The organism is Arenibacter catalasegens (genome assembly GCF_002909235.1).
Taxonomy (GTDB): Bacteria; Bacteroidota; Bacteroidia; order Flavobacteriales; family Flavobacteriaceae; genus Arenibacter; species Arenibacter catalasegens.
In genome coordinates this window covers 1-20,259 of record NZ_PHQQ01000035.1, presented here as the reverse complement: position 1 = coordinate 20,259, position 20,259 = coordinate 1, and the positions used below count along the sequence as shown (strand labels likewise).

Genomic DNA, 20,259 nt, shown 5'->3' with positions numbered 1-20,259 from the left:
ACCTTAATATCAATACACGTTTTGGAGAAGTATATTAATCAATTAAATGAGGCTCAGAAGGCTCCTGTTTTACACAAGGATGGTCCTCTAATGGTCATTGCAGGAGCAGGTTCTGGTAAAACTAGGGTATTGACTTATCGAATTGCCTATTTGATGAGCCTAGGAGTTGATTCCTTTAATATTTTAGCCTTGACTTTTACCAACAAGGCAGCAAGGGAAATGAAAAAACGTATTTCGGATATTGTTGGTACCTCTGAAGCCAAGAATCTTTGGATGGGTACTTTTCATTCCGTTTTTGCCAAGCTTTTGAGGTTCGATGGGGATAAGTTGGGTTATCCTTCCAACTTTACTATTTACGACACTCAAGATTCACAGCGACTTCTTTCGGCAATCATTAAGGAAATGGGACTGGATAAGGATATTTATAAATATAAGCAGGTACAAAATAGAATATCCTCCTATAAAAACAGTCTAATTACAGTAAAGGCATATTATAACAATTCGGATTTGGTAGAGGCCGATGCCATGGCCAAAAAGCCAAGGATGGGGGAAATTTATCAGAACTATGTAGATAGGTGTTTTAAGGCTGGAGCAATGGATTTTGATGATTTATTGTTAAGGACCAATGAACTTTTGACTCGTTTTCCAGAAGTCTTGGCCAAATATCAGGACAGATTTAGATATATTCTGGTGGATGAGTACCAAGATACCAACCATTCCCAGTATTTGATCGTAAAAGCATTATCAGATAGATTTCAAAATATCTGTGTAGTAGGGGATGATGCCCAGAGTATATATTCCTTTAGAGGAGCAAACATTAGCAATATTCTAAATTTCCAAAAGGATTATGACAATGTGGGCATGTACCGATTGGAACAGAATTATAGGTCGACTCGAAATATCGTGAATGCTGCAAACTCCATTATCGCCAAGAATACAAATCAATTGGAAAAGGTGGTATGGACTTCCAATGATGAAGGGCCTTTGATCAAGGTGCATAGGAGTACAACGGATGCCGAAGAAGGACGCTTTGTATCTGGGACTATTTTTGAGGAAAAAATGCAAAACCAGATGCCCAATGGTAATTTTGCGATACTATATAGGACCAACTCCCAATCAAGGGCTATTGAAGATGCTCTAAGAAAACGGGACATACCATATCGTATTTATGGCGGACTTTCCTTTTATCAGCGGAAGGAAATAAAAGACGTTCTGTCTTATTTGCGTTTGGTCATTAATCCAAAGGATGAAGAGGCACTTAAGCGTATCATCAATTTCCCTACACGTGGAATTGGGCAGAGTACTTTGGATAAACTTACCGTTGCCGCAAATCACTACAACCGTTCTATTTTTGAGGTTATGGACAACCTTGACAGAATTGATTTAAAGATTAATTCTGGTACAAAAAGAAAATTGGGCGACTTTGTAGCTATGATCAAGAGCTTTCAGATAATGAACGAAAGTGCGGATGCCTTTACTTTGGCAGAACATGTAGCCAAAAAATCAGGAGTTTTGTTGGAATTCAAGAAAGACGGCACTCCAGAGGGAATTGGCAAAATGGAGAATATTGAGGAGCTATTGAACGGTATTAAGGATTTTGTAGAAGGGCAAAAGGAATTGGCAGTTGCCAAAGGGGATATAGGTGAATTTTTGGAAGATGTAGCACTGGCAACTGACCTCGATAAAGATACAGGGGATGATGACAGGGTGGCTTTAATGACAATTCACTTGGCAAAAGGATTGGAATTTCCAATTGTATTTATCGTAGGAATGGAAGAAGATCTTTTCCCATCTGCCATGAGTATGAGTACTAGGAGTGAATTGGAAGAGGAAAGGCGCTTATTTTATGTGGCGTTGACAAGGGCCGAAAAACAGGCGTATTTAACCTATACTCAGAACAGATATCGTTGGGGCAAGTTGGTAGATGCCGAGCCAAGTAGATTTATAGAAGAAATTGATGAAAAATATGTGGAAAATCTCACCCCTGTTCAGAGCTCTAGATATACGCCATTGATCGATGTTGATATTTTTGGCGATGTTGATAAAAGTAGATTAAGGCAGAACAAACCTGTGCATGGGACGCCGCCAACAGGTATAAAACCCAATGAAAATCAATTACGGAAGTTGCGTAAACTAAAACCAGATCTTAGTAACCCTGTGGGAAACACCAATTCGGTGGATCCTAATTTAACTGAGGGTTCTTTAGTAAACCATACCAGATTTGGTAGGGGACAGGTGATTAAGATTGATGGGGTCGGCAATGATAAAAAAGCAGAAATTAAATTTGACCAGGGCGACATAAAGAAACTTTTGCTTCGGTTTGCCAAGTTGGAAATACTTTAATCAGTATTAAAACGTGGAAGTTTTTTTTAAAGCGTATACCTATTTTAAGTTTTTTTGGATAAAAGCTTTAAGTTTTAGGGAAGTGTCCAAAAGATCCAATCCTACCCAACCATGACCTCCGTTGGGGTATAGGGTAAACTCGTGTATTACCTCCAATTCTTTTAGTTTATCCCTTAGTGCAATTCCTTGGGAATTAGGAATTAAAGGGTCTTGAGCCCCATAAAATAAAATGGTTGGGGGAGAAGTGGAGGTTACTTGGTATAACGGACTTACTTCTTCCAACACATCTTGATCATTCCCAAATTGATCTAAAAGGGTCCTTAATTCTTGATTGTTGCTATTTACATATGCCTCGTCCAACAGATTGGTAGGCCCTACAATACTACAGACCATCTTTACCTGCTTTTTAGTGTCGTGATGCGTAGCTCCATAATAGGGAAAGATGTGCACCGGCACTGGCACCAATAAACCCTATCTCCGTGGATATCTGAAATTCCTTAGCTCTGTCTTGCAATTCATTAACCACAAGATCTATATCATTTACCTGCATAGGATATGGTGCATTGTTGGCATCGGCCAACCTATAGTTCATATTTAGCACTGCTATTTCAGGTAATTGACCCCTTATAAAATCCTTAAAAGGGTCCATTTCAGATTTATCACCAGCGTTCCATCCACCCCCATGTATCAAAATCAACACTTTAGTGTCCATCGTCCTATTCTGTGGAAGATAAATGTCATATTTTTGATGTGATTCGGAGCCATATTCCAAATTGATAATCTCCTTGGCTTCAATTGAGCTAATGTCAGGAACTATAGTATCTTCCGAACATGAGCTAGTGATAATAAATAGGAAACTTAGAAGTGGGATAAACGTGGACCTATACATAAATTATTATTTCTTAAATTGATAACGTTTATTTTAAACTTACATTATGTCAGAGTTTATTAAAATTTACCCGGAAAACCCCAATCCCAAGGAAATTAAGAGGGTAGTGGATGTTTTACGCAAAGGAGGCTTAATTATTTACCCTACAGATACGGTCTATGGGCTGGGTTGTGATATTACTAATACCAAGGCATTGGAAAAAATAGCCAGGATCAAAGGTGTAAAATTAGCTAAGGCCAATTGGTCCTTTATTTGTGCGGACCTCAGTAACCTTTCTGATTACGTTAGGCAAATTGATTCTTCCACCTTTAAGATACTAAAACGGGCCTTACCTGGACCTTATACCTTTATTCTTCCCGGCAATAATAATTTGCCCAAAGAATTTAAAAAGAAAAAAACCGTTGGGATACGTATCCCTGATAATTCCATTGCCAGGACATTGGTGGAATCCCTTGGAAATCCAATTGTTTCAACCTCCATTCGAGATGAAGATGAGCTATTGGAATATACAACCGATCCAGAATTGATCTTTGAAAAATGGAAAAACATTGTAGATGTTGTAATAGATGGTGGATATGGAGATAATGTTGGTTCTACGGTAATAGACCTATCAGAGGACGAACCTATAATTGTAAGGGAAGGTAAAGGGAGTTTGGATATATTTTAATATTAAAGAATTGTACAATTAGGATTTATTCCATAAAAAAAGCGACCAAATTGGTCGCTTTTTAATTTTATACTGAAGTAATCCTTAGTTAATCTTAGGATCTTTCATTCCTTCTTCGATCATACTGTAGAATTGATCAATTTTAGGAAGAACAACAATACGGGTTCTTCTATTTTTAGCTTTATCCGATGGAGAAAGGGGAAGGTATTCTCCTCTTCCTGCAGCAGTCATACGCTTAGGGTCAACACCGTAATCTTTTTGTAAAATACGTACAACAGAAGTAGCACGTTTAACACTTAAATCCCAGTTGTCATATAATACTCCACTGTTATAAGGATCGGTATCAGTATGACCTTCTACCATAAATTCGAAATCTGGTTTGTTATTAACTACTTGTGCAACCTTACCTAAAATTTCTTTGGCTCTATTGGTTACATTGAAGCTACCACTTCTAAACAAAAGTTTGTCAGAGATTGAAACGAAAACAACACCTTTTTCTACGCTGATTTCGATATCCTCATCATCCATGTTTCCAAGAACACCTTTTAAACTTTGAACTAGTGATAAGTTTACAGAATCCCTTCTAGTAATGGCATCACTAAGCTTTCTTATAGTAAGGTCTTTTTCTTTTAAACTTTCCAAGGATTTCTCCAAGTTATCGGCACCTTTACTTGTAAGGGTAGTAAGGTTGCCCATATTATTAATTAAGTCTTGATTATTAGCTTTAAGGAAGGCATTCTGATCTTCCAAAGTTTGCATTTTTGAAGTAGCAGCAGCCTTATCCTCCAAACAGGTGTTTAATTTAACTGTCGCGGAATTTAATAGATCTTGTGCTTCCTTCGCTTTTGTTTCCATATCCGCAAATTTTTTCTGCGATACACATGAAGACAACAAAAGGGTAATACCTAAACAGCCTAAAATGATTTTTCTCATAGTTATGATAATAGAATTAATAATTTATAATTTTAAAGTTATGACTTAATGTAGGCAAAATTATATAAATCGCAATATTTTGCGAGACCAATTTAGTTAATCTTTTACTAAAATGTTAAATTTTTTTACATGATTTACGTAATGCGACCAAACAATGGATTTTGCCGCATAATAATTACTTGCAAAATGGACCTTTTCACGCTTTTTATATATGGACCTGAAACTGCTATAAAAACTAAAATGTGCCCTTATAACCGCCCAGAAATGTTTGGGTCTAGCCTGAAATATAAAATTGATAGCTGCTAAACCATCTAAAACCAATCGTAAGAGTATTATCCTAAATGCTTTTTTAGCCGGAAGGTTTTTAACAATGGAATAAAGGGAATTTCTAAAATTAAGATAAGTCTTTTTTGGATTCATGTTACTTAAGGTAGAACCTCCCAAATGATACACAGATGATTCACCAACATAAAACACCTTAAATCCCTTGTTATTTGCCCTCCAGCATAAATCTATTTCCTCTTGATGGGCAAAGTAATCCTCGTCAAATCCTTTAAGCTCCGCAAATACTTTGCTCCTTATAAACAAACAAGCCCCAGTAGCCCAAAATATTTCCTTTACATCATCGTATTGGCCATTATCCTCCTCCAATTCATTAAATATTCGTCCCCTACAAAAAGGATATCCATATTTGTCTATAAATCCTCCTGCCGCCCCGGCGTATTCAAAATGGGTCTTATTCTTATAATCCAATATTTTGGGCTGGATTATAGCCGCGAGGGGGTTCTCTTGAAATTCCTTCATTATAGGTAACAACCAATCTTGGGTTACGTCCACATCTGAATTCAACAAGCAATATATATCGGCATCAACATTGGCCAAGGCATCATTGTAGCCTTTTGCATAACCTCCATTGTGCAAATTTTGGATTATGGTTATTTCGGGATAGTTGTTTTTTAGAAAGGCAATGGACCCATCAGTGGATGCATTGTCGGCAACATAAAGTTCAGCCCCTTTGGAATATGTGGTCACGGAAGGAAGAAACTTTTTTAAAAGTGCTTCACCGTTCCAATTAAGTATGACAACTGCTATTTTTAACATTCCTATAATACCCAAGAAACGGGTAAATATTCAAATTAGATGATTATGGATCAAGGTGGCAATGTAAAGAAATATTTTTAAATGACTATGAATATTTAATTAACTAGGCACTTCATATTTATCTATATCAAATTGCATTTTGGTCTAATCCAAGTTAAAAGTTAAGGGTGATAAGAGGGAATATCCTTAAGAAAACTATATTGTTCTTTGTCGAAATCCATTTTGCAAAAAAAATGATTCATCCCATTGGTGACCATTAAATATTTTGCTTTAAGATTAAGGTTGTAACGGGCAATTTGATCAAAAACCAGTTGGGTTATTTTAATATCTGGGGATTTGCATTCCACCAGTATCTCAATACTCCCGCTAGGATTGAAGACCACCACATCATATCTTTTTTTTAACTTATTAATGAGCAGTTGCTTTTCAACGTTGATATGGGCTTGGGGATAATTCTTATCGGAAATCAGATTGTGCACCACGTGTTGGCGAACCCATTCTTCGGGTTGTAAGACCACAAACTTTTTACGTATGACATCAAAAATATAGATTTTATTTTCCCTATTTTTGAATCGAAAGGGATATGAGGGATAATTTAAAGGTTGCATGTTGCAAAGTTGATGAATTTTTTTAAATGGACGAGGTAAAACAAATTGTTAGCAGTATAAAAAATGGAAATATTGCCCCTATATATTTTCTAACAGGGGAGGAACCGTATTATATTGATAAAATTGCAGAGTATATTGAAAAAAATGTCCTTACGGAGGAAGAACGAGGATTTAATCAGGTAATCCTGTACGGCAAGGAAGTTTCCATTGAAGACATTGTTGGCAATGCTAAGAGATATCCCATGATGTCCGAACGCCAAGTAGTCATTGTAAAGGAGGCACAACATTTGTCCCGGTCAATAGAAAATTTGGTTTCTTATGCCGATCAACCACAACCTTCTACAGTATTGGTTTTATGCTATAAGTACAATAAGCTGGATAAGCGTAAAAAATTGTATAAATCCATTAATAAATCGGGGATTATATTTGAAAGTAAAAAGCTTTACGAAAATCAGGTAGCGGATTGGATTAAAAAATCTTTACATTCCAGAGGTTATGGAATCACATTCAAGGCGGCCAATTTATTGGTTGAATTTTTAGGTACAGATTTGGGGAAGATCGACAAAGAACTTGAAAAACTGTGTTTGGTTGTCCCTAAAGGAATTGAAATAACTCCTGAAGCCATTGAAATCAATATTGGAATAAGTAAAGATTACAATAATTTTGAACTTAAAAAGGCCATAGTGGATAGGGATGTTGTAAAGGCCACAAGAATTGTTAGCTATTTTGCCCAAAACCCAAAGGACAATCCTTTTGTTTTGACCATTACTTTGATGTATTCTTTTTTTATTCAAGTGCTCACTTATCACGGACTAAAGGACCATTCCCCAAAAAGTGTTTCATCCGCATTGGGTATAAGGCCTTTTTTCGTCGCAGAAATTCAGGCGGCAGCAAAGAACTATCCCATGAGGCGTGTCAGTGAAATTATATCCAATCTAAGGGAATTGGATGTAAAAGGGAAAGGTGTTGGATCCTCTATTTCACAGGCAGATCTTCTAAAAGAGTTGTTGTTCAAAGTTTTCTAAAATATTTCGATACCTTTTTGAACCACAAGTATAGTTACAATCTATTGGGCTAAACCAATTTAAAGTATTTAAAAGGCAAGACTACCGGGATAGATTAAACTTCAATTAAAAAACACCTAATCGGACCAATTTACTTCTTGTCCAGACTATATTTTCCAGGACCCAATAAAAGGATTGTAGTAAATGTTAATACATATAAAACAGCTTTTTCCTTTACAATAAATGAGTCGGAACCATGTACGATAAATGTTGCGACCAACATGGTAATTATAGTAGGCACAGTAGCCCAACGTGTTTTAAATCCTACAAGAACGAAAATGGGGAATACAAATTCACCTATAACCGCAAGAAATAAGGAAGGTGTTGATCCAATCCCGATGGGATCGCCAAATTCGAAATTTCCTCCAAGGAGTTTTTGAAATTTAGGGAGTCCATGAGTGATCATTAAAACAGCAGAAGAAACGCGAAGAATTAGTAGGCCTAGGTCTTTCATTGGGGGGATTTAAAAAAAAATTAAATAATTTGAGTGTGATAAATGTAATAATTAGTTCGTTAAAAATTTATTAAATATAAAAAGAATTACAATAGTCCATGCCCTAAAAACATTGGCATCCGTTGCTTCCACTATCTAAGCTTAGGAAAGTCCATGGGATTGGATTCGTGTATAATGGAATATACTTTTTCAAAAATATCCTCCGAGTTTGGCTTGGAGAAGTAGTCTCCATCCGTAGCATAAGCCGGTCTATGAGGTTTTGCAGTAAGGGTTTGTGGAGCACTATCCAAATATTTATATGCCCCTTGTTTCTCAATAATTTCATGGGTTAGATAGGCTGAGCAACCACCCGGAACATCTTCGTCTATTATCAATAATCTACTTGTTTTTTTAATACTCTTAAGCAAGTCGTGTCGCAAATCGAAGGGCAACAAACTTTGAGCATCCACTACCTCGGCATCTATACCTACCTCTATGAGTTCCTCTGCTGCCTGCATCACAATTCGCAGGGTAGACCCATAGGAAAGCAAAGTAATATCCCTTCCAGGTCTTACTACCTCCACAATACCTATTGGCGTGGATAATTCCCCTAAGTTATTTGGTTTTGGTTCCTTTAGTCTATATCCATTTAAACTTTCAATCAATAGGGCAGGTTCGTTACCTTTCATGAGGGTATTGTAAAAACCGGCTGCCTTGGTCATATTTCTTGGTACTAAAATATACATACCACGTAACAAGTGTATCAATCCACCCATTTGAGACCCTGAATGCCATATTCCCTCCAATCTATGCCCTCGGGTCCTAACGATTAATGGTGCCCTTTGTTTCCCCACAGTCCTATACAATAGTGTGGATAAGTCATCTGTTAATGTAAATAGGGCATAAAAAATATAGTCCAAATATTGAATTTCGGCAATTGGTCGCAGCCCTCTCATTGCCATTCCTATCCCTTGGCCAATTATACTGGCCTCTCTAATGCCCACATCGGCCACGCGAAGTTCTCCATATTTTTTCTGCAGTCCTTCCAATCCTTGATTTACATCGCCAATGGCCCCGCTATCTTCACCAAAAATTAGCGCTTGTGAGTATTTTTCTAAAAGCAAGTCAAAGTTATCCCGTAAAATTACTCTGCCATCTACATCCTCGGGCTCTGCATCATAGGTAGGTTTAACTTCAGGAACACTTAATGCATTGTTGTTTTGCTCGTTGTAGAGATAGGAGCTGAACTTGGCTTGGGATTCCTCCAAAAATTTGTTGGTCCAAGCAGCCAAAGAATCTTTTTCTTTACTGCTTTCACCCAATAAATAACGTAGGGCTTTTCTAGCCTTGGAAGCCATATCTTTTTTTATGGGTTCTTCAATGGCAATTAAATCGTTTTTTATTTTGGTTATAAAATTTTTATTCGGACTGGAGTTGGCAGCATTTTCCAATAAATTCACCAAAATCTTTTTCTTCTCTTTATGTGGTGCCAAAAACTCTTCCCATGCCTCTTTACGTGCACTTCTAACCAGTCTTTTAATATTCTTTTCTAACGTTTTTAAATCGTCTTCAGTTGCAATTTTGTTCTCCAGTATCCATTCCCTATAGCGTTTATTGCAATCATTGTCACGTTCCCATTGCAGACGTTCCTCACTTTTATAACGTTCGTGAGACCCTGAGGTGGAATGGCCCTGCGGTTGTGTAAGTTCTGTTATATGGATAATTACAGGTACATGTTCGTCCCTAGCAATATCCGAGGCATTTTCATAAGCGTGTATCAAAGCGGTATAATCCCAACCCTTTACTTTTAAAATTTCATAGCCTGCATTATCTTTATCCCTTTGAAAACCTGCCAATACCTTAGAGATATCCTCTTTGGTCGTCTGATGTTTGGCATGCACGGATATCCCGTAGTTATCATCCCAAACACTAATTACCATTGGTACTTGCAATACACCGGCGGCATTTATAGTTTCAAAAAACACACCTTCACTGGTGCTGGCATTTCCAATGGTTCCCCATGCTACTTCATTGCCTTTATTGGAAAATTTGGCACTTTGTTGGACCTTTACGTTCCTATATATTTTAGAGGCTTGCGCTAGGCCAAGTAATCTTGGCATTTGTCCGGCCGTGCAAGATATATCGGCACTACTATTTTTTTGTTTGGTAAGGTCTCTCCAGCTTCCATCCTCATTTAAACTGAATGTTGTAAAATGTCCACCCATTTGCCTACCGGCACTCATAGTTTCCTTTGTTAAATCTGTTGTAGCGTATAATCCATGAAAGAATTCCTTAGGTGAAAGTAAATTCAAGGCCATCATAAAAGTTTGATCTCTATAATAGCCACTTCTAAAATCCCCGTCTCTGAAGGATCTGGCCATTGCCAATTGTGGGAGCTCTTTACCATCACCGAAAATACCGAATTTAGCCTTTCCTGTCAGCACTTCCCTTCTTCCCAATAGGCTACATTCCCTGCTTGTGACGGCAATTTCATAGTCTTTCAATATTTGTAATTGAAAATCGTCAAATGAAATATCGCTGCTTGCTTCGGAATCTATATTCATTACGGAATTTATGGTTTCTCGCAAAAATATCAAATCATTATGGTTTTTGCAACGAATAGAAGAGGATAATAATTAATAATTCCTTAAAGAAAACAGAAAGGTGTTTTAGAATTATGAGAATATCATAAAAATAATACCAAAATATAAGAATATATCAATAATTTAAAACCATTTTCTGGTAAAAAGTCCGGTTAACGTCCTAGGACTAAAGGTTATGACAAATCTAATTTTTTGATCATATCCGGGTTGGGATATCTCCCAACCATTGTTCGAGTACAATGGAAGATAAAGCTCAAAATAATCGGTAAGCAGATTTAAACGTATGCCCGAGTCGTAAACCACTCTTTCTTTGGTTCCTTTATTTTTAATTAAACCTAAATCGCCATAAAGTTCTATCCAACGCCAAATATTTACACTTGTATTCATGGTTGCCATCCAATCATTGGCAAAGGGGTTTTCCAATTTGGATTTAAAACCACCTTCCGCTACGATTATTTGTTGACTATAGATTCCAGATCCTTCCGATCTGCCCAAATAATCATAATCAAAAAGGTAGTCTGTAGGCCTGTCGAGGGCGAAACTAAAAAAGGCCGTGTTTCCAGCAGTTTCGTTTCTAATAAACTTACCTGCGTAGAAACGTAGATTGAATTGCCTATTGTTCTCAAAAAGTTTACGATATTCCAGTTCGTAGGCAACTTTGGTGAATTTATTGGAATACTGTGCGTCCACTGACCAGGACAGATAATTAATTATGTTATTGGTGGTGTTATAATATTTGGCATTGAGAACGTTATAATCTGGATCCGTTTGTAGGCCCAAAGTTTGAAGATTCGGATCTATATCCCGAAAAACACTTATTGATCTAAAAATTAATGCTTCTCTTTTATTCAGCAAGAGATTACTGGGTCTCCAACCAAAGCCAATGGAAGGACTTACGGTACTGTAACGCGAATTTTCCTGGAAGTGGGAGGTAGAGGCCCTAAGGGAATAATTGGTAACGTATAATCCACTTTTACCGTGATATTGTCTAAAATTAAACTTCCCATAACCCACAAAGGTCTTTTCGTTAGGTGCATACGAAGGAGCAAAATCAAAAACGAAGGGTCTTTCCAATAAGGTTTTGTTATGCAATCTCAACCCTGGAGTGAGTCCGTCATATTTGTTGAATCCTAGAACTGGAACATAAAAAACTTGATTGTAATAAGGGTCTTCGGCATCCTTAAAAAATTGAAATTTCAACTTTTTGTTACTTGAGAAGAATCCATTCAGTGATTTCCAATTATCACGTTGGTTAAATTCGGGTATAGTCTGGTCATAATTCAAAACCAAACGGTCCTCACCGTTCTTTGGAATGGTAAACGTTTGTTCATCTGTTATATCCGTGAACCAGTAATTAGAAACCACTGTGTCATTTTTTAAACCGAAAAGGGAGATAGGGACATTGGTACCTTCTTTATTTTTTAAAGTAACGACCAACGAATCCGTCAATTTCTGTACTCTTTTTATTTTAAAATCGATTTTTTGAGTTGTGGACACGTATTCATCAAAAAACCAATTAATATCCTTATCAGAGTTTTCAACGACTATAAATTTGAAATCTGCCGCTGTTGACGGCTTTAACCTGTAATTAATGTAAAACTCCTTTACACTTCTATCTATATGTTCCTTACCTGTGTAATCGGCTAAATAGGCAAGCCCTAATCCAGCCTTGTATCTGTTGGCTATTTTTTGATTGAATTTTATAAGCGAATCGTTGGGTGTTGTAAGGGATTGGTCAACATTTTTTCTCGCCGAAAGCATATGAAGCAAAGGGTATTGTTCGTTGAAATTCATTTTGGCCAAATGAAAATTACGCACTCCCCAAATATTGGATAATTTTCCTAATAATTTTTGATCCGGATAATACTCTTCCACAAAGCCGATCATCAGATAGTTTAAAATGGCATCGGTAACCCATTTTTCATTGCGGGTATCAAGAAACATAGTTTCCTTAATAAAACTATTGATTGCAGTTTTTAGAAATTTCATTTCAAATTGAAACTGCTCTTCATAGGGTCGTATAAAACTTGGAAGTTGATTTATGCCATATAGTGGATCTTTATTATAGTCCAATTCACTTACCAATATATGTTTATGAGGGAAATCGCCCAGGTTTTCATAGATATACTTAGATACCCTATTAATAGAAATTCCAGAAGCAATAGGATCGTATCTTGGAGATTCCAGGTCGGTTAAAATTGTTAGTTCCGGGGTTATATGCTTTACAAATTTTTTGGATGAACTTATTATAACTTCCCCACTTTTCTGTTTAACTCCCTGAAAATAAATATGTTGAAGATTTCCTTCTACGTTTTTGTTTAATTCATGAAAATTAGAGACTGCATATAAATATTCCGGTATAATGAGTTCTATGGAAGTGTCAGCCATATCTGTATATAGATCTTCTAAATTCTTATTGGAATACAAATGCCAACTCCCGTCATACACAGCAGGGGTAAGATACCAATCCTTTAAATAATAACCGCCTTTATTATTATATCCATAGGTAGTGAATTTATCGGATGGCAATTTAACTTTATATGTAATGAATATTTTAGTCGATCCTTGTGGTAGTAGGGGATGGTTAAGGCTTATTTTAATAATATCCTTACCTGGGGCATATTCCCAATCCAATCCACGATAATCATCATCAACTGTACTTACTATTTTAGTATTACCTCTTTCTTCATTTTTTGCAAGATGAAGGCCTTTTTTAAATTCTTCAGCAAATCTTTTGGCCAAGGCAGTATTTTTATTGGCATACGCATTTGCCCAATCATTAAGGTATATTAGCTTTAAGGTGTCCTGGGATTTATTTACATACTCAATTTCCTGTTGAATGGTAAATTCATGGTTTTCCGGGTTCAAGGTAGCCGTAACTTTGTTGGTATGTTGTGCTATACATAGACCATTGATGAACAAAATTATCAATAAAAGTAAGGGTTTCGAAATAAATGCCAACTGCTTCAAGAATCGCTAAATTTAAAAATTTGGACTTAAAGTTTTCCCTTTGTAAAAAGAGTCAATTATGTCTACTACCTCTTTTTCCGAGTCAACGATCTGGATCAAATCCAAATCTTTTGGGCTAATATTACCCACAGTGAGCATAGAAGCTTTTATCCAATCCAATAATCCGCTCCAAAATTCGGAACCAACCAAGATGATTGGGAATTTTTCTATTTTATTGGTTTGTATCAAAGTTATGGCCTCAAAAAGTTCGTCCAATGTTCCAAAACCTCCAGGCATCACGACAAAACCTTGGGAATATTTCACAAACATTACCTTACGGACGAAAAAATAATCAAAATCCAAACTTTTATCACTGTCAATGTAGGGGTTGTCGTGTTGCTCAAAGGGCAGGTCGATATTCAACCCAACTGAAGTGCCCCCAGCTAAATGAGCTCCTCTATTACCAGCTTCCATTATTCCAGGGCCACCACCTGTTATAACACCATAACCTGCTTCTGAGATACTCTTGGCGACGCTGACTGCTAATTCATAGTACGGATCTCCTGATTTTGTACGTGCCGATCCAAAGATGGAAACACATGGGCCAATGGCGCTCATTTTTTCAAAACCATTTACGAATTCGCCCATAATTTTAAATAGGGCCCAAGAATCGTTGGTTTTTATCTCATTCCATCCTTTATGATGTTGTTCTTTTCTCATGTTATAATTTTAATCCAGAATCCGTTTAGATCATTGCTTGTCCTGAATAAAAAATGCTATTTAAATGAAAATAGTATATTAATTGGACTATTAATTTCACAAACCTAATTCTTTTCTTAGAAATATTGAGGTATAACTCTTTTTATCCAAAGCCACTTCTTCTGGAGTGCCTTTCGCAACAACCATACCACCATTACGGCCACCTTCGTAACCAATGTCAATGATATAGTCCATCATTTTTATCACATCCATATTGTGTTCAATTACTAGAACGGTATTGCCTTTGTTTACTAATTTATTAAGTACGTTCATCAAAACCCTAATATCCTCGAAGTGAAGGCCGGTAGTTGGTTCGTCCAGTATATAAAAGGTGTTTCCTGTGTCGCGTTTAGATAGTTCTGTCGCTAATTTTATCCGTTGGGCCTCACCTCCTGATAGGGTGGTGGACTGTTGGCCCAAGGAAATATAACCAAGTCCCACATCTTGAATGGTTTTTAATTTACGATATATTTTAGGGATGTTCTCAAAGAACGCTACCGAATCATTAATAGTCATTTCCAATACATCTGAAATGGATTTCCCCTTGTATCTTATTTCTAATGTTTCCCTATTAAAACGCTTCCCATTACAGGTTTCACATTCAACATAAACATCAGGTAAAAAATTCATTTCAATTACCCTTAAACCACCTCCTTGACAGGTTTCGCAGCGTCCTCCTGTTACATTAAAACTAAAGCGACCAGGTTTGTACCCTCTAATGGCAGCTTCCTGGGTTTTGGCAAAAAGTGATCTAACTTCACTAAAAACACCTGTGTAGGTTGCTGGATTGGACCTTGGGGTTCTCCCAATAGGAGATTGATTAATATCTATGACCTTATCTATATGCTCAAGCCCCTTAATTTTTTTGTAGGGCATAGGTTTTTTAACTCCATTAAAATAATAAGCATTTAATATAGGATATAGCGTCTCGTTTATCAATGTGGATTTTCCGCTACCTGAAACCCCTGTGACACCAATCATTTTTCCCAAGGGAAAACTTACGGAAACGTTCTTTAAATTATTACCGGTACAGCCTGATAATTCAAGGCTTTTACCATTTCCAGCTCTACGTTTTTCAGGAACCTCAATTTTTAATTTCCCGGAAATATAATCGGCAGTCAGTGTATTATGGCCCCTAAGAGCGGCCGGGGTACCTTCCGAGATTATTTCTCCTCCAAGTTTTCCTGCCTTAGGCCCAATATCTATAACATGGTCCGCCCGTTCTATCATATCACGGTCATGTTCCACTACTATCACAGAATTTCCAAGATCTCTCAGGGATTCCAAGGACTTTATTAAACGCTCATTATCCCTTTGATGTAAACCAATACTAGGTTCATCCAGAATATATAGTACACCTACCAATTGAGATCCAATTTGTGTGGCAAGCCGTATGCGTTGTGCTTCTCCTCCAGAAAGGGATTTACTACTTCTATTTAGGGATAGATAATCTAAACCTACATCCAATAAAAATTGGATCCTTGTTTTAATCTCCTTTATAATTTCTTCGGCAATTTTTAATTGGTTGCCTTCCAATTCTTTTTCCAGACCATTAAAGAAATCAGCCAAATCCGTAATATCCAAATTGGATAGGTCTGCAATATTTTTGTTATTGATTTTAAAAAACAGGGACTCCTGTTTTAATCGAGTGCCATCACATGTTGGACATTTAATTTTGTCCATATATTCTTTTGCCCAGCGCTTGATCGAAGTGGAATTAGCCTCATTAAATTGACTCTTAATAAAGTTCGATATTCCTTCATAATCTATTTTGTATAGACGTTTTACCCCTAAGGTTTTGGAGTCTACCTCAAAATTTTCCTTGCCACCATAGAGTAAAATCTGGATGGCTTCGTCCGGGATTCCTGAAATAGAGGAAGTAAGTTCAAAATTATACCGTTGTGCAATAGTTTCGATCTGTTTAAAAGCCCATGAATTTTTATATTCGCCTAAAGGTGCTATACCCCCTGCTTTTATAGATAACTTTTTATTTGGAAATATTTTATTTTCATTAACCTCGTAAACATGTCCCAATCCGTTACAATCTGGACACATGCCTTTTGGGGAATTAAAAGAAAAAGTATTGGGCTCTGGAGATGGATATGAAATTCCGGTCGTTGGACACATTAAGTCCCTGCTGAAATAGCGGGGCTCTATGGTACCTTCTTCCAAAATCATCAATACATTTTCGCCACTGTACATTGCCGTATTTATAGTTTCAGAAATACGTTTGTCCAGTTCGGAACTCTCCTCTATTTTGAGCCGATCAATAACGATCTCGATGTCATGGGTTTTGTAACGGTCTACTTTCATGCCCTTTACAATATCCTTTATTTCACCATCTATCCTTACTTTTACAAACCCTTGTTTAGCAATTTGTTCAAACAGTTCCCTATAATGCCCTTTTCTAGATTTTACAATCGGTGCAAGGATATTGATCTTTTTACCTTTGAATGACGATATAATCAATTCCTTTATTTGACCATCATCATAGCTAACCATTTTCTCCCCGGTATTATAGCTGTAGGCATCTCCAGCCCTTGCGAATAAAAGTCTAAGAAAATCGTAGATTTCGGTAATGGTACCTACTGTAGATCTAGGTGATTTTGAAGTGGTCTTTTGCTCAATGGCAATTACTGGTGATAATCCGTCAATTTTATCCACATCCGGTCGTTCCAGCCCTCCTAAAAATTGGCGTGCATATGCCGAGAAGGTCTCAATATATCTTCGTTGACCTTCGGCATAAATAGTATCAAAAGCCAAGGAAGATTTGCCACTTCCAGACAATCCGGTAATAACGACCAGCTTTTCGCGTGGTATGGTAACATCTATATTTTTAAGGTTGTGCACTCGAGCGCCCTTGACCTCAATATTCTCTTCGTAGTTGATCATTTTAAATAGCAATTTGCGAAGTTACGATTTTGAAGACTAAAAATGAAGTAGGTGCTATTTAGTTTTTTGTAGATTAAAAGCTTAGCTATAAATTAGCGCTCTTAACTATAAATAATTTTAAAATGCAACTTTTAGGAATAGGTTCACGCATCAACCATAACGAATTGGGAAAAGGAGTGGTTACCAATGTTACCTCTAAACATTATTGGGTTACTTTTATGGATAATGGATTGGAAACCATTGATTTGAATGCTGATTTTGATGTCATTGAAGCAATTGAAGGTGAAGTAGATACCATAAGTTTTTCTGAGGTGGAGCAATCACTTATCACCATATTAAAAAGATGGAGTGATGCCAGTTCTATAACCCCAATAGCGGATAAATGGAAGGGCGGAAGTTTGATTTTAAAACCTGGTGATGCCAACTTGTCCGATAAAGAAATTCCGATTGACACTTTTTTTCACAAGATTGTTATGGTACGAGATCGAATTAGAGTGATGGAACAGAAAATAAACGGCAGTACTAATTTGGATGACCAAGAAAAAGTGGATCTTCAACAATACATCACCCGTGTATATGGAAGCTTAACTACTTTTAACGTTCTCTTTAAAAATCAGAGCGATAATTTTGTAGGCGAAAGAAGTAAGTAATCTAGTTTGGGATTAGGTGCTAAAACTTAATATTATCAAGGATATACACGATGTGGCAAACCTTTAAATCAGTAGATATATAAAAAACAGCTACCCAAAAAATGCTTGTTAATAGGTGCTTATACAGCAGCCCTTTCATTTAAATAGGACCTCTGCGGTTTACTGGTATATTGTGAATGTAATTTATTGTTTATTAGATATTTTAAGGTAGTCTGGGATATAACTTCTTTGTTATGATATGCTGAAAGTTCTAAAGAGATAATTTCAACAGTATCCAGATTATAATATATGGCATACTTTCTTTTATTGTCATATATTATAAATTTTTGATCTCTGAATCTTGCGCGAAAGTGCTTTGAAATTAGTGGCAATACATCATAACCGGGGGTGACATTTGAGAAGTAGATTTGGTCCTGTGACATTGTAAAATTTGCAATGGCTTCTATTCTATGTTTTTCCCTGGCTACAATTCTTGACTGTTGTTGGATTTTTAGGATAATTTCTTCTATACCCTCTATAGGTTCTTCATTGGGATTGGAATACATAGAACAGATGTACTGGTATAATTGTAATTCCATGCCTTTGGATTCACTCAAGAAAGCGAAGTATATCGACTTAATGGCAGCATTGCTTTTGCTCTGTACGCTGTTCCAAACACGTCTTGCCTTATCCATTTGCGTAAAAACGGTAGTCACCTCGGAAAACAGTCCTTTTTGATTTTCTGTGTTCCTTTGAATATTGGCTACTTCAATTTTTTCCTCGAAAATTTTGAATACCGTGGTTAAAAATCCGTTAAAGCTGCCGTCGTAAATTAAAATTTTGGGATTTTCCATAACTAATCGAATAAACTGAGTTGTACACTTGATTCCTTGATTAAACGTCTTCTTTCTTTTTTGACCAAATGACTTTTGATAGACCTTTGACCTTCATAGGTGGGATTAATGAAATAGTTATTATCCTCCATCCCTGAATGGGCCAGTTTACTTAATTTTTGATGTATATCTTCCAAAGTCATTTTATTTGGTATTTGTAATTATTCCAAATATATGGATTATTTCCTAATTATGGAAATAATCCAATAAATATTTTGGATATACTCCAAAATCCGTATATTTGATGCAATTGGAAGATTATGGTTGGACTTAATTGAATAGGTCCATGATAACTTCATCAATTTAAAATCTGGGTTATGAACGAGGATATGGAAATTGTAGCAAAACGTTTTACGGATTTACGTAGAGAATTGGGATATACCCAATCCGATTTTGCTAAGCTGCTTGGTATTTCAAATACCACTGCGGATATTGAAAGGGGACGTACAAAGTTGTCCGGAAAAGTTGTGGCAGAATTGCTTAAACAATTTAAAATTAATCCACTTTGGCTATTTGGCGAAAGTAACCAAAAACTTTTAGCAGTTACTAATATTAGTGTCATACCTAAGGTGGTCACCGTAAATTCATCAGATAATGAAAATATGGTATTGGTAAATGCAAAAGCTGCAGCCGGTTACCCTCAAAACATACAGGATACGAGTTGGTATAGACAACTTCCAGCTTTTGATATTCCTTTGCCCGAATTTAGAAATGCAACTTATCGCGGTTTTCAGATTGAGGGAGACAGTATGTTGCCCAATTTAAAACCTGGGGAATGGGTTTTGGCCAAAGCAGTGGAAGGTCTACAGGATATTAGTTCCAATAAGATTTATGTGGTGGTTTTACAGGATGCGGTTTTGGTGAAGAAAATTGAAAAATCGCCCAATCCCTCTGTTATTTCCTTAATTTCCATAAATGAAAACTATCCTCCCTATACCGTTAATACGGAAGATTTACAGGAACTTTGGCAGGTTAGTAGTAAAATAACCTTTGGTGTTGATGCCACCTCGGAGAATGGACTGTTAAGACAATTGCAGGAATCTATGGAGGAATTGAAAAATCAGTTAAAAAAGGTTAATGATTAACTGGCTATGTTTAGTTTAATAGAGGGTATTAAATAGGATTTATATCTTTTAATTGTAAGGTTATACGCATGCTAACTTTATCGGTTGAAATACACTTAATATCCGATGAAACGCAAGTAATTTTACAAATCACTACTTTCACAACAAGATATAGACCTTACACAACAAAATTCTAAAATTTCCAATGCTTCAACATATTTTTGAGCCGATCAAGAGTCCCAAATCTTATCATTACGTATATAAAAAGGCTGTGCAATATTATTGTATTGCCTTTTTTATTTTCAAATTGTCCCGTCCTGAAATAGTGATACACTAAAAACTTAGTGTAATGAAAACATCAGAAAATGTGGGGTATACCAGGCGTACCCAAAAAGATTACTCCATTTCTTTTAAGCTTCAATTAGTTGAAGA

15 protein-coding genes and 1 pseudogene are annotated in these 20,259 nt (G+C 36.4%); 5 read left to right on the top strand and 11 right to left on the bottom strand.

Going from position 1 to position 20,259, the window contains the following annotated elements; all coding sequences use genetic code 11:
• Nucleotides 1-21: 21 nt before the first annotated feature.
• Nucleotides 22-2,343, top strand: a complete 2,322-nt coding sequence (locus tag CWD90_RS20905) for an ATP-dependent helicase (protein ID WP_103478005.1) — start codon at nt 22-24, stop codon at nt 2,341-2,343.
• A gap of 105 nt (nt 2,344-2,448) precedes the next feature.
• On the opposite strand, the pseudogene CWD90_RS23665 reads toward CWD90_RS20905, so the two are convergent.
• Nucleotides 2,449-3,055 (bottom strand): annotated as a pseudogene (locus tag CWD90_RS23665) (alpha/beta hydrolase fold domain-containing protein); the annotation flags it as partial.
• Between the two features lie 223 nt (nt 3,056-3,278).
• On the opposite strand from CWD90_RS23665, the gene CWD90_RS20895 reads away from it, so the two are divergent.
• Nucleotides 3,279-3,899 carry an L-threonylcarbamoyladenylate synthase gene (locus CWD90_RS20895; protein ID WP_103478004.1) on the top strand — a complete coding sequence of 207 codons (621 nt, stop codon included), beginning with the start codon at nt 3,279-3,281 and terminating at the stop codon, nt 3,897-3,899.
• Between the two features lie 84 nt (nt 3,900-3,983).
• Here the strand turns inward: CWD90_RS20895 and CWD90_RS20890 are convergent, their stop codons facing one another.
• From CWD90_RS20890 to CWD90_RS20880, 3 genes are all read right to left on the bottom strand, one after another.
• The gene (locus tag CWD90_RS20890) at nt 3,984-4,832 is read right to left on the bottom strand and encodes an OmpA/MotB family protein (protein WP_103478003.1); all 849 of its coding nucleotides are present in this window, start codon (nt 4,830-4,832) and stop codon (nt 3,984-3,986) included.
• A gap of 96 nt (nt 4,833-4,928) precedes the next feature.
• The gene (locus CWD90_RS20885) at nt 4,929-5,933 is read right to left on the bottom strand and encodes a glycosyltransferase family 2 protein (protein ID WP_103478002.1); all 1,005 of its coding nucleotides are present in this window, start codon (nt 5,931-5,933) and stop codon (nt 4,929-4,931) included.
• 161 nt (nt 5,934-6,094) lie between these two features.
• Complete coding sequence (locus CWD90_RS20880) at nt 6,095-6,541, bottom strand: type I restriction enzyme HsdR N-terminal domain-containing protein (RefSeq protein WP_103478001.1); 447 nt, start codon at nt 6,539-6,541, stop codon at nt 6,095-6,097.
• Nucleotides 6,542-6,567: 26 nt separating this feature from the next.
• Between CWD90_RS20880 and holA the strand changes: the two genes are divergently transcribed.
• Nucleotides 6,568-7,566 carry a DNA polymerase III subunit delta gene (gene holA, locus CWD90_RS20875; protein ID WP_103478000.1) on the top strand — a complete coding sequence of 333 codons (999 nt, stop codon included), beginning with the start codon at nt 6,568-6,570 and terminating at the stop codon, nt 7,564-7,566.
• A 130-nt stretch (nt 7,567-7,696) separates the two neighbouring features.
• Here the strand turns inward: holA and CWD90_RS20870 are convergent, their stop codons facing one another.
• The 5 genes from CWD90_RS20870 to uvrA form a co-directional block, all read right to left on the bottom strand.
• Nucleotides 7,697-8,059 (bottom strand): DoxX family protein, encoded by a 363-nt coding sequence (locus tag CWD90_RS20870; RefSeq protein WP_103477999.1) that lies wholly within the window; start codon nt 8,057-8,059, stop codon nt 7,697-7,699.
• A 131-nt stretch (nt 8,060-8,190) separates the two neighbouring features.
• Nucleotides 8,191-10,602 (bottom strand): alpha-ketoacid dehydrogenase subunit alpha/beta, encoded by a 2,412-nt coding sequence (locus CWD90_RS20865; RefSeq protein WP_103477998.1) that lies wholly within the window; start codon nt 10,600-10,602, stop codon nt 8,191-8,193.
• A 162-nt stretch (nt 10,603-10,764) separates the two neighbouring features.
• Entirely contained in the window at nt 10,765-13,611 is a 2,847-nt protein-coding gene (locus CWD90_RS20860) for a gluzincin family metallopeptidase (RefSeq protein ID WP_103477997.1), read from the bottom strand.
• A 12-nt stretch (nt 13,612-13,623) separates the two neighbouring features.
• Entirely contained in the window at nt 13,624-14,310 is a 687-nt protein-coding gene (locus CWD90_RS20855) for an LOG family protein (protein ID WP_103477996.1), read from the bottom strand.
• A gap of 96 nt (nt 14,311-14,406) precedes the next feature.
• Entirely contained in the window at nt 14,407-17,241 is a 2,835-nt protein-coding gene (uvrA, locus tag CWD90_RS20850) for an excinuclease ABC subunit UvrA (RefSeq protein ID WP_103477995.1), read from the bottom strand.
• Between the two features lie 122 nt (nt 17,242-17,363).
• Between uvrA and CWD90_RS20845 the strand changes: the two genes are divergently transcribed.
• Entirely contained in the window at nt 17,364-17,891 is a 528-nt protein-coding gene (locus CWD90_RS20845; RefSeq protein ID WP_103477994.1) for a hypothetical protein, read from the top strand.
• A 119-nt stretch (nt 17,892-18,010) separates the two neighbouring features.
• On the opposite strand, the gene CWD90_RS20840 is transcribed toward CWD90_RS20845, so the two are convergent.
• Complete coding sequence (locus CWD90_RS20840; protein WP_103477993.1) at nt 18,011-18,724, bottom strand: TIGR03915 family putative DNA repair protein; 714 nt, start codon at nt 18,722-18,724, stop codon at nt 18,011-18,013.
• Nucleotides 18,725-18,726: 2 nt separating this feature from the next.
• Nucleotides 18,727-18,906 (bottom strand): hypothetical protein, encoded by a 180-nt coding sequence (locus CWD90_RS20835; RefSeq protein WP_103477992.1) that lies wholly within the window; start codon nt 18,904-18,906, stop codon nt 18,727-18,729.
• A gap of 174 nt (nt 18,907-19,080) precedes the next feature.
• Here CWD90_RS20835 and CWD90_RS20830 point away from each other — a divergent pair, with 174 nt between their 5' ends.
• On the top strand, nt 19,081-19,848 hold the full coding sequence (locus tag CWD90_RS20830; protein ID WP_103477991.1) for an XRE family transcriptional regulator: 768 nt from the start codon (nt 19,081-19,083) through the stop codon (nt 19,846-19,848).
• Nucleotides 19,849-20,259 lie beyond the last annotated feature (411 nt).

Excerpts from the sequence above, each read along its gene's own strand:
- CWD90_RS20895 (WP_103478004.1), top strand. The coding sequence starts at position 3,279 with ATGTCAGAGTTTATTAAAATTTACCCGGAAAACCCCAATCCCAAGGAA.
- CWD90_RS20890 (WP_103478003.1), bottom strand. The coding sequence starts at position 4,832 with ATGAGAAAAATCATTTTAGGCTGTTTAGGTATTACCCTTTTGTTGTCT.
- CWD90_RS20885 (WP_103478002.1), bottom strand. The coding sequence starts at position 5,933 with ATGTTAAAAATAGCAGTTGTCATACTTAATTGGAACGGTGAAGCACTT.
- CWD90_RS20880 (WP_103478001.1), bottom strand. The coding sequence starts at position 6,541 with ATGCAACCTTTAAATTATCCCTCATATCCCTTTCGATTCAAAAATAGG.
- holA (WP_103478000.1), top strand. The coding sequence starts at position 6,568 with ATGGACGAGGTAAAACAAATTGTTAGCAGTATAAAAAATGGAAATATT.
- CWD90_RS20870 (WP_103477999.1), bottom strand. The coding sequence starts at position 8,059 with ATGAAAGACCTAGGCCTACTAATTCTTCGCGTTTCTTCTGCTGTTTTA.
- CWD90_RS20865 (WP_103477998.1), bottom strand. The coding sequence starts at position 10,602 with ATGAATATAGATTCCGAAGCAAGCAGCGATATTTCATTTGACGATTTT.
- CWD90_RS20855 (WP_103477996.1), bottom strand. The coding sequence starts at position 14,310 with ATGAGAAAAGAACAACATCATAAAGGATGGAATGAGATAAAAACCAAC.
- uvrA (WP_103477995.1), bottom strand. The coding sequence starts at position 17,241 with ATGATCAACTACGAAGAGAATATTGAGGTCAAGGGCGCTCGAGTGCAC.
- CWD90_RS20845 (WP_103477994.1), top strand. The coding sequence starts at position 17,364 with ATGCAACTTTTAGGAATAGGTTCACGCATCAACCATAACGAATTGGGA.
- CWD90_RS20840 (WP_103477993.1), bottom strand. The coding sequence starts at position 18,724 with ATGGAAAATCCCAAAATTTTAATTTACGACGGCAGCTTTAACGGATTT.
- CWD90_RS20835 (WP_103477992.1), bottom strand. The coding sequence starts at position 18,906 with ATGACTTTGGAAGATATACATCAAAAATTAAGTAAACTGGCCCATTCA.
- CWD90_RS20830 (WP_103477991.1), top strand. The coding sequence starts at position 19,081 with ATGAACGAGGATATGGAAATTGTAGCAAAACGTTTTACGGATTTACGT.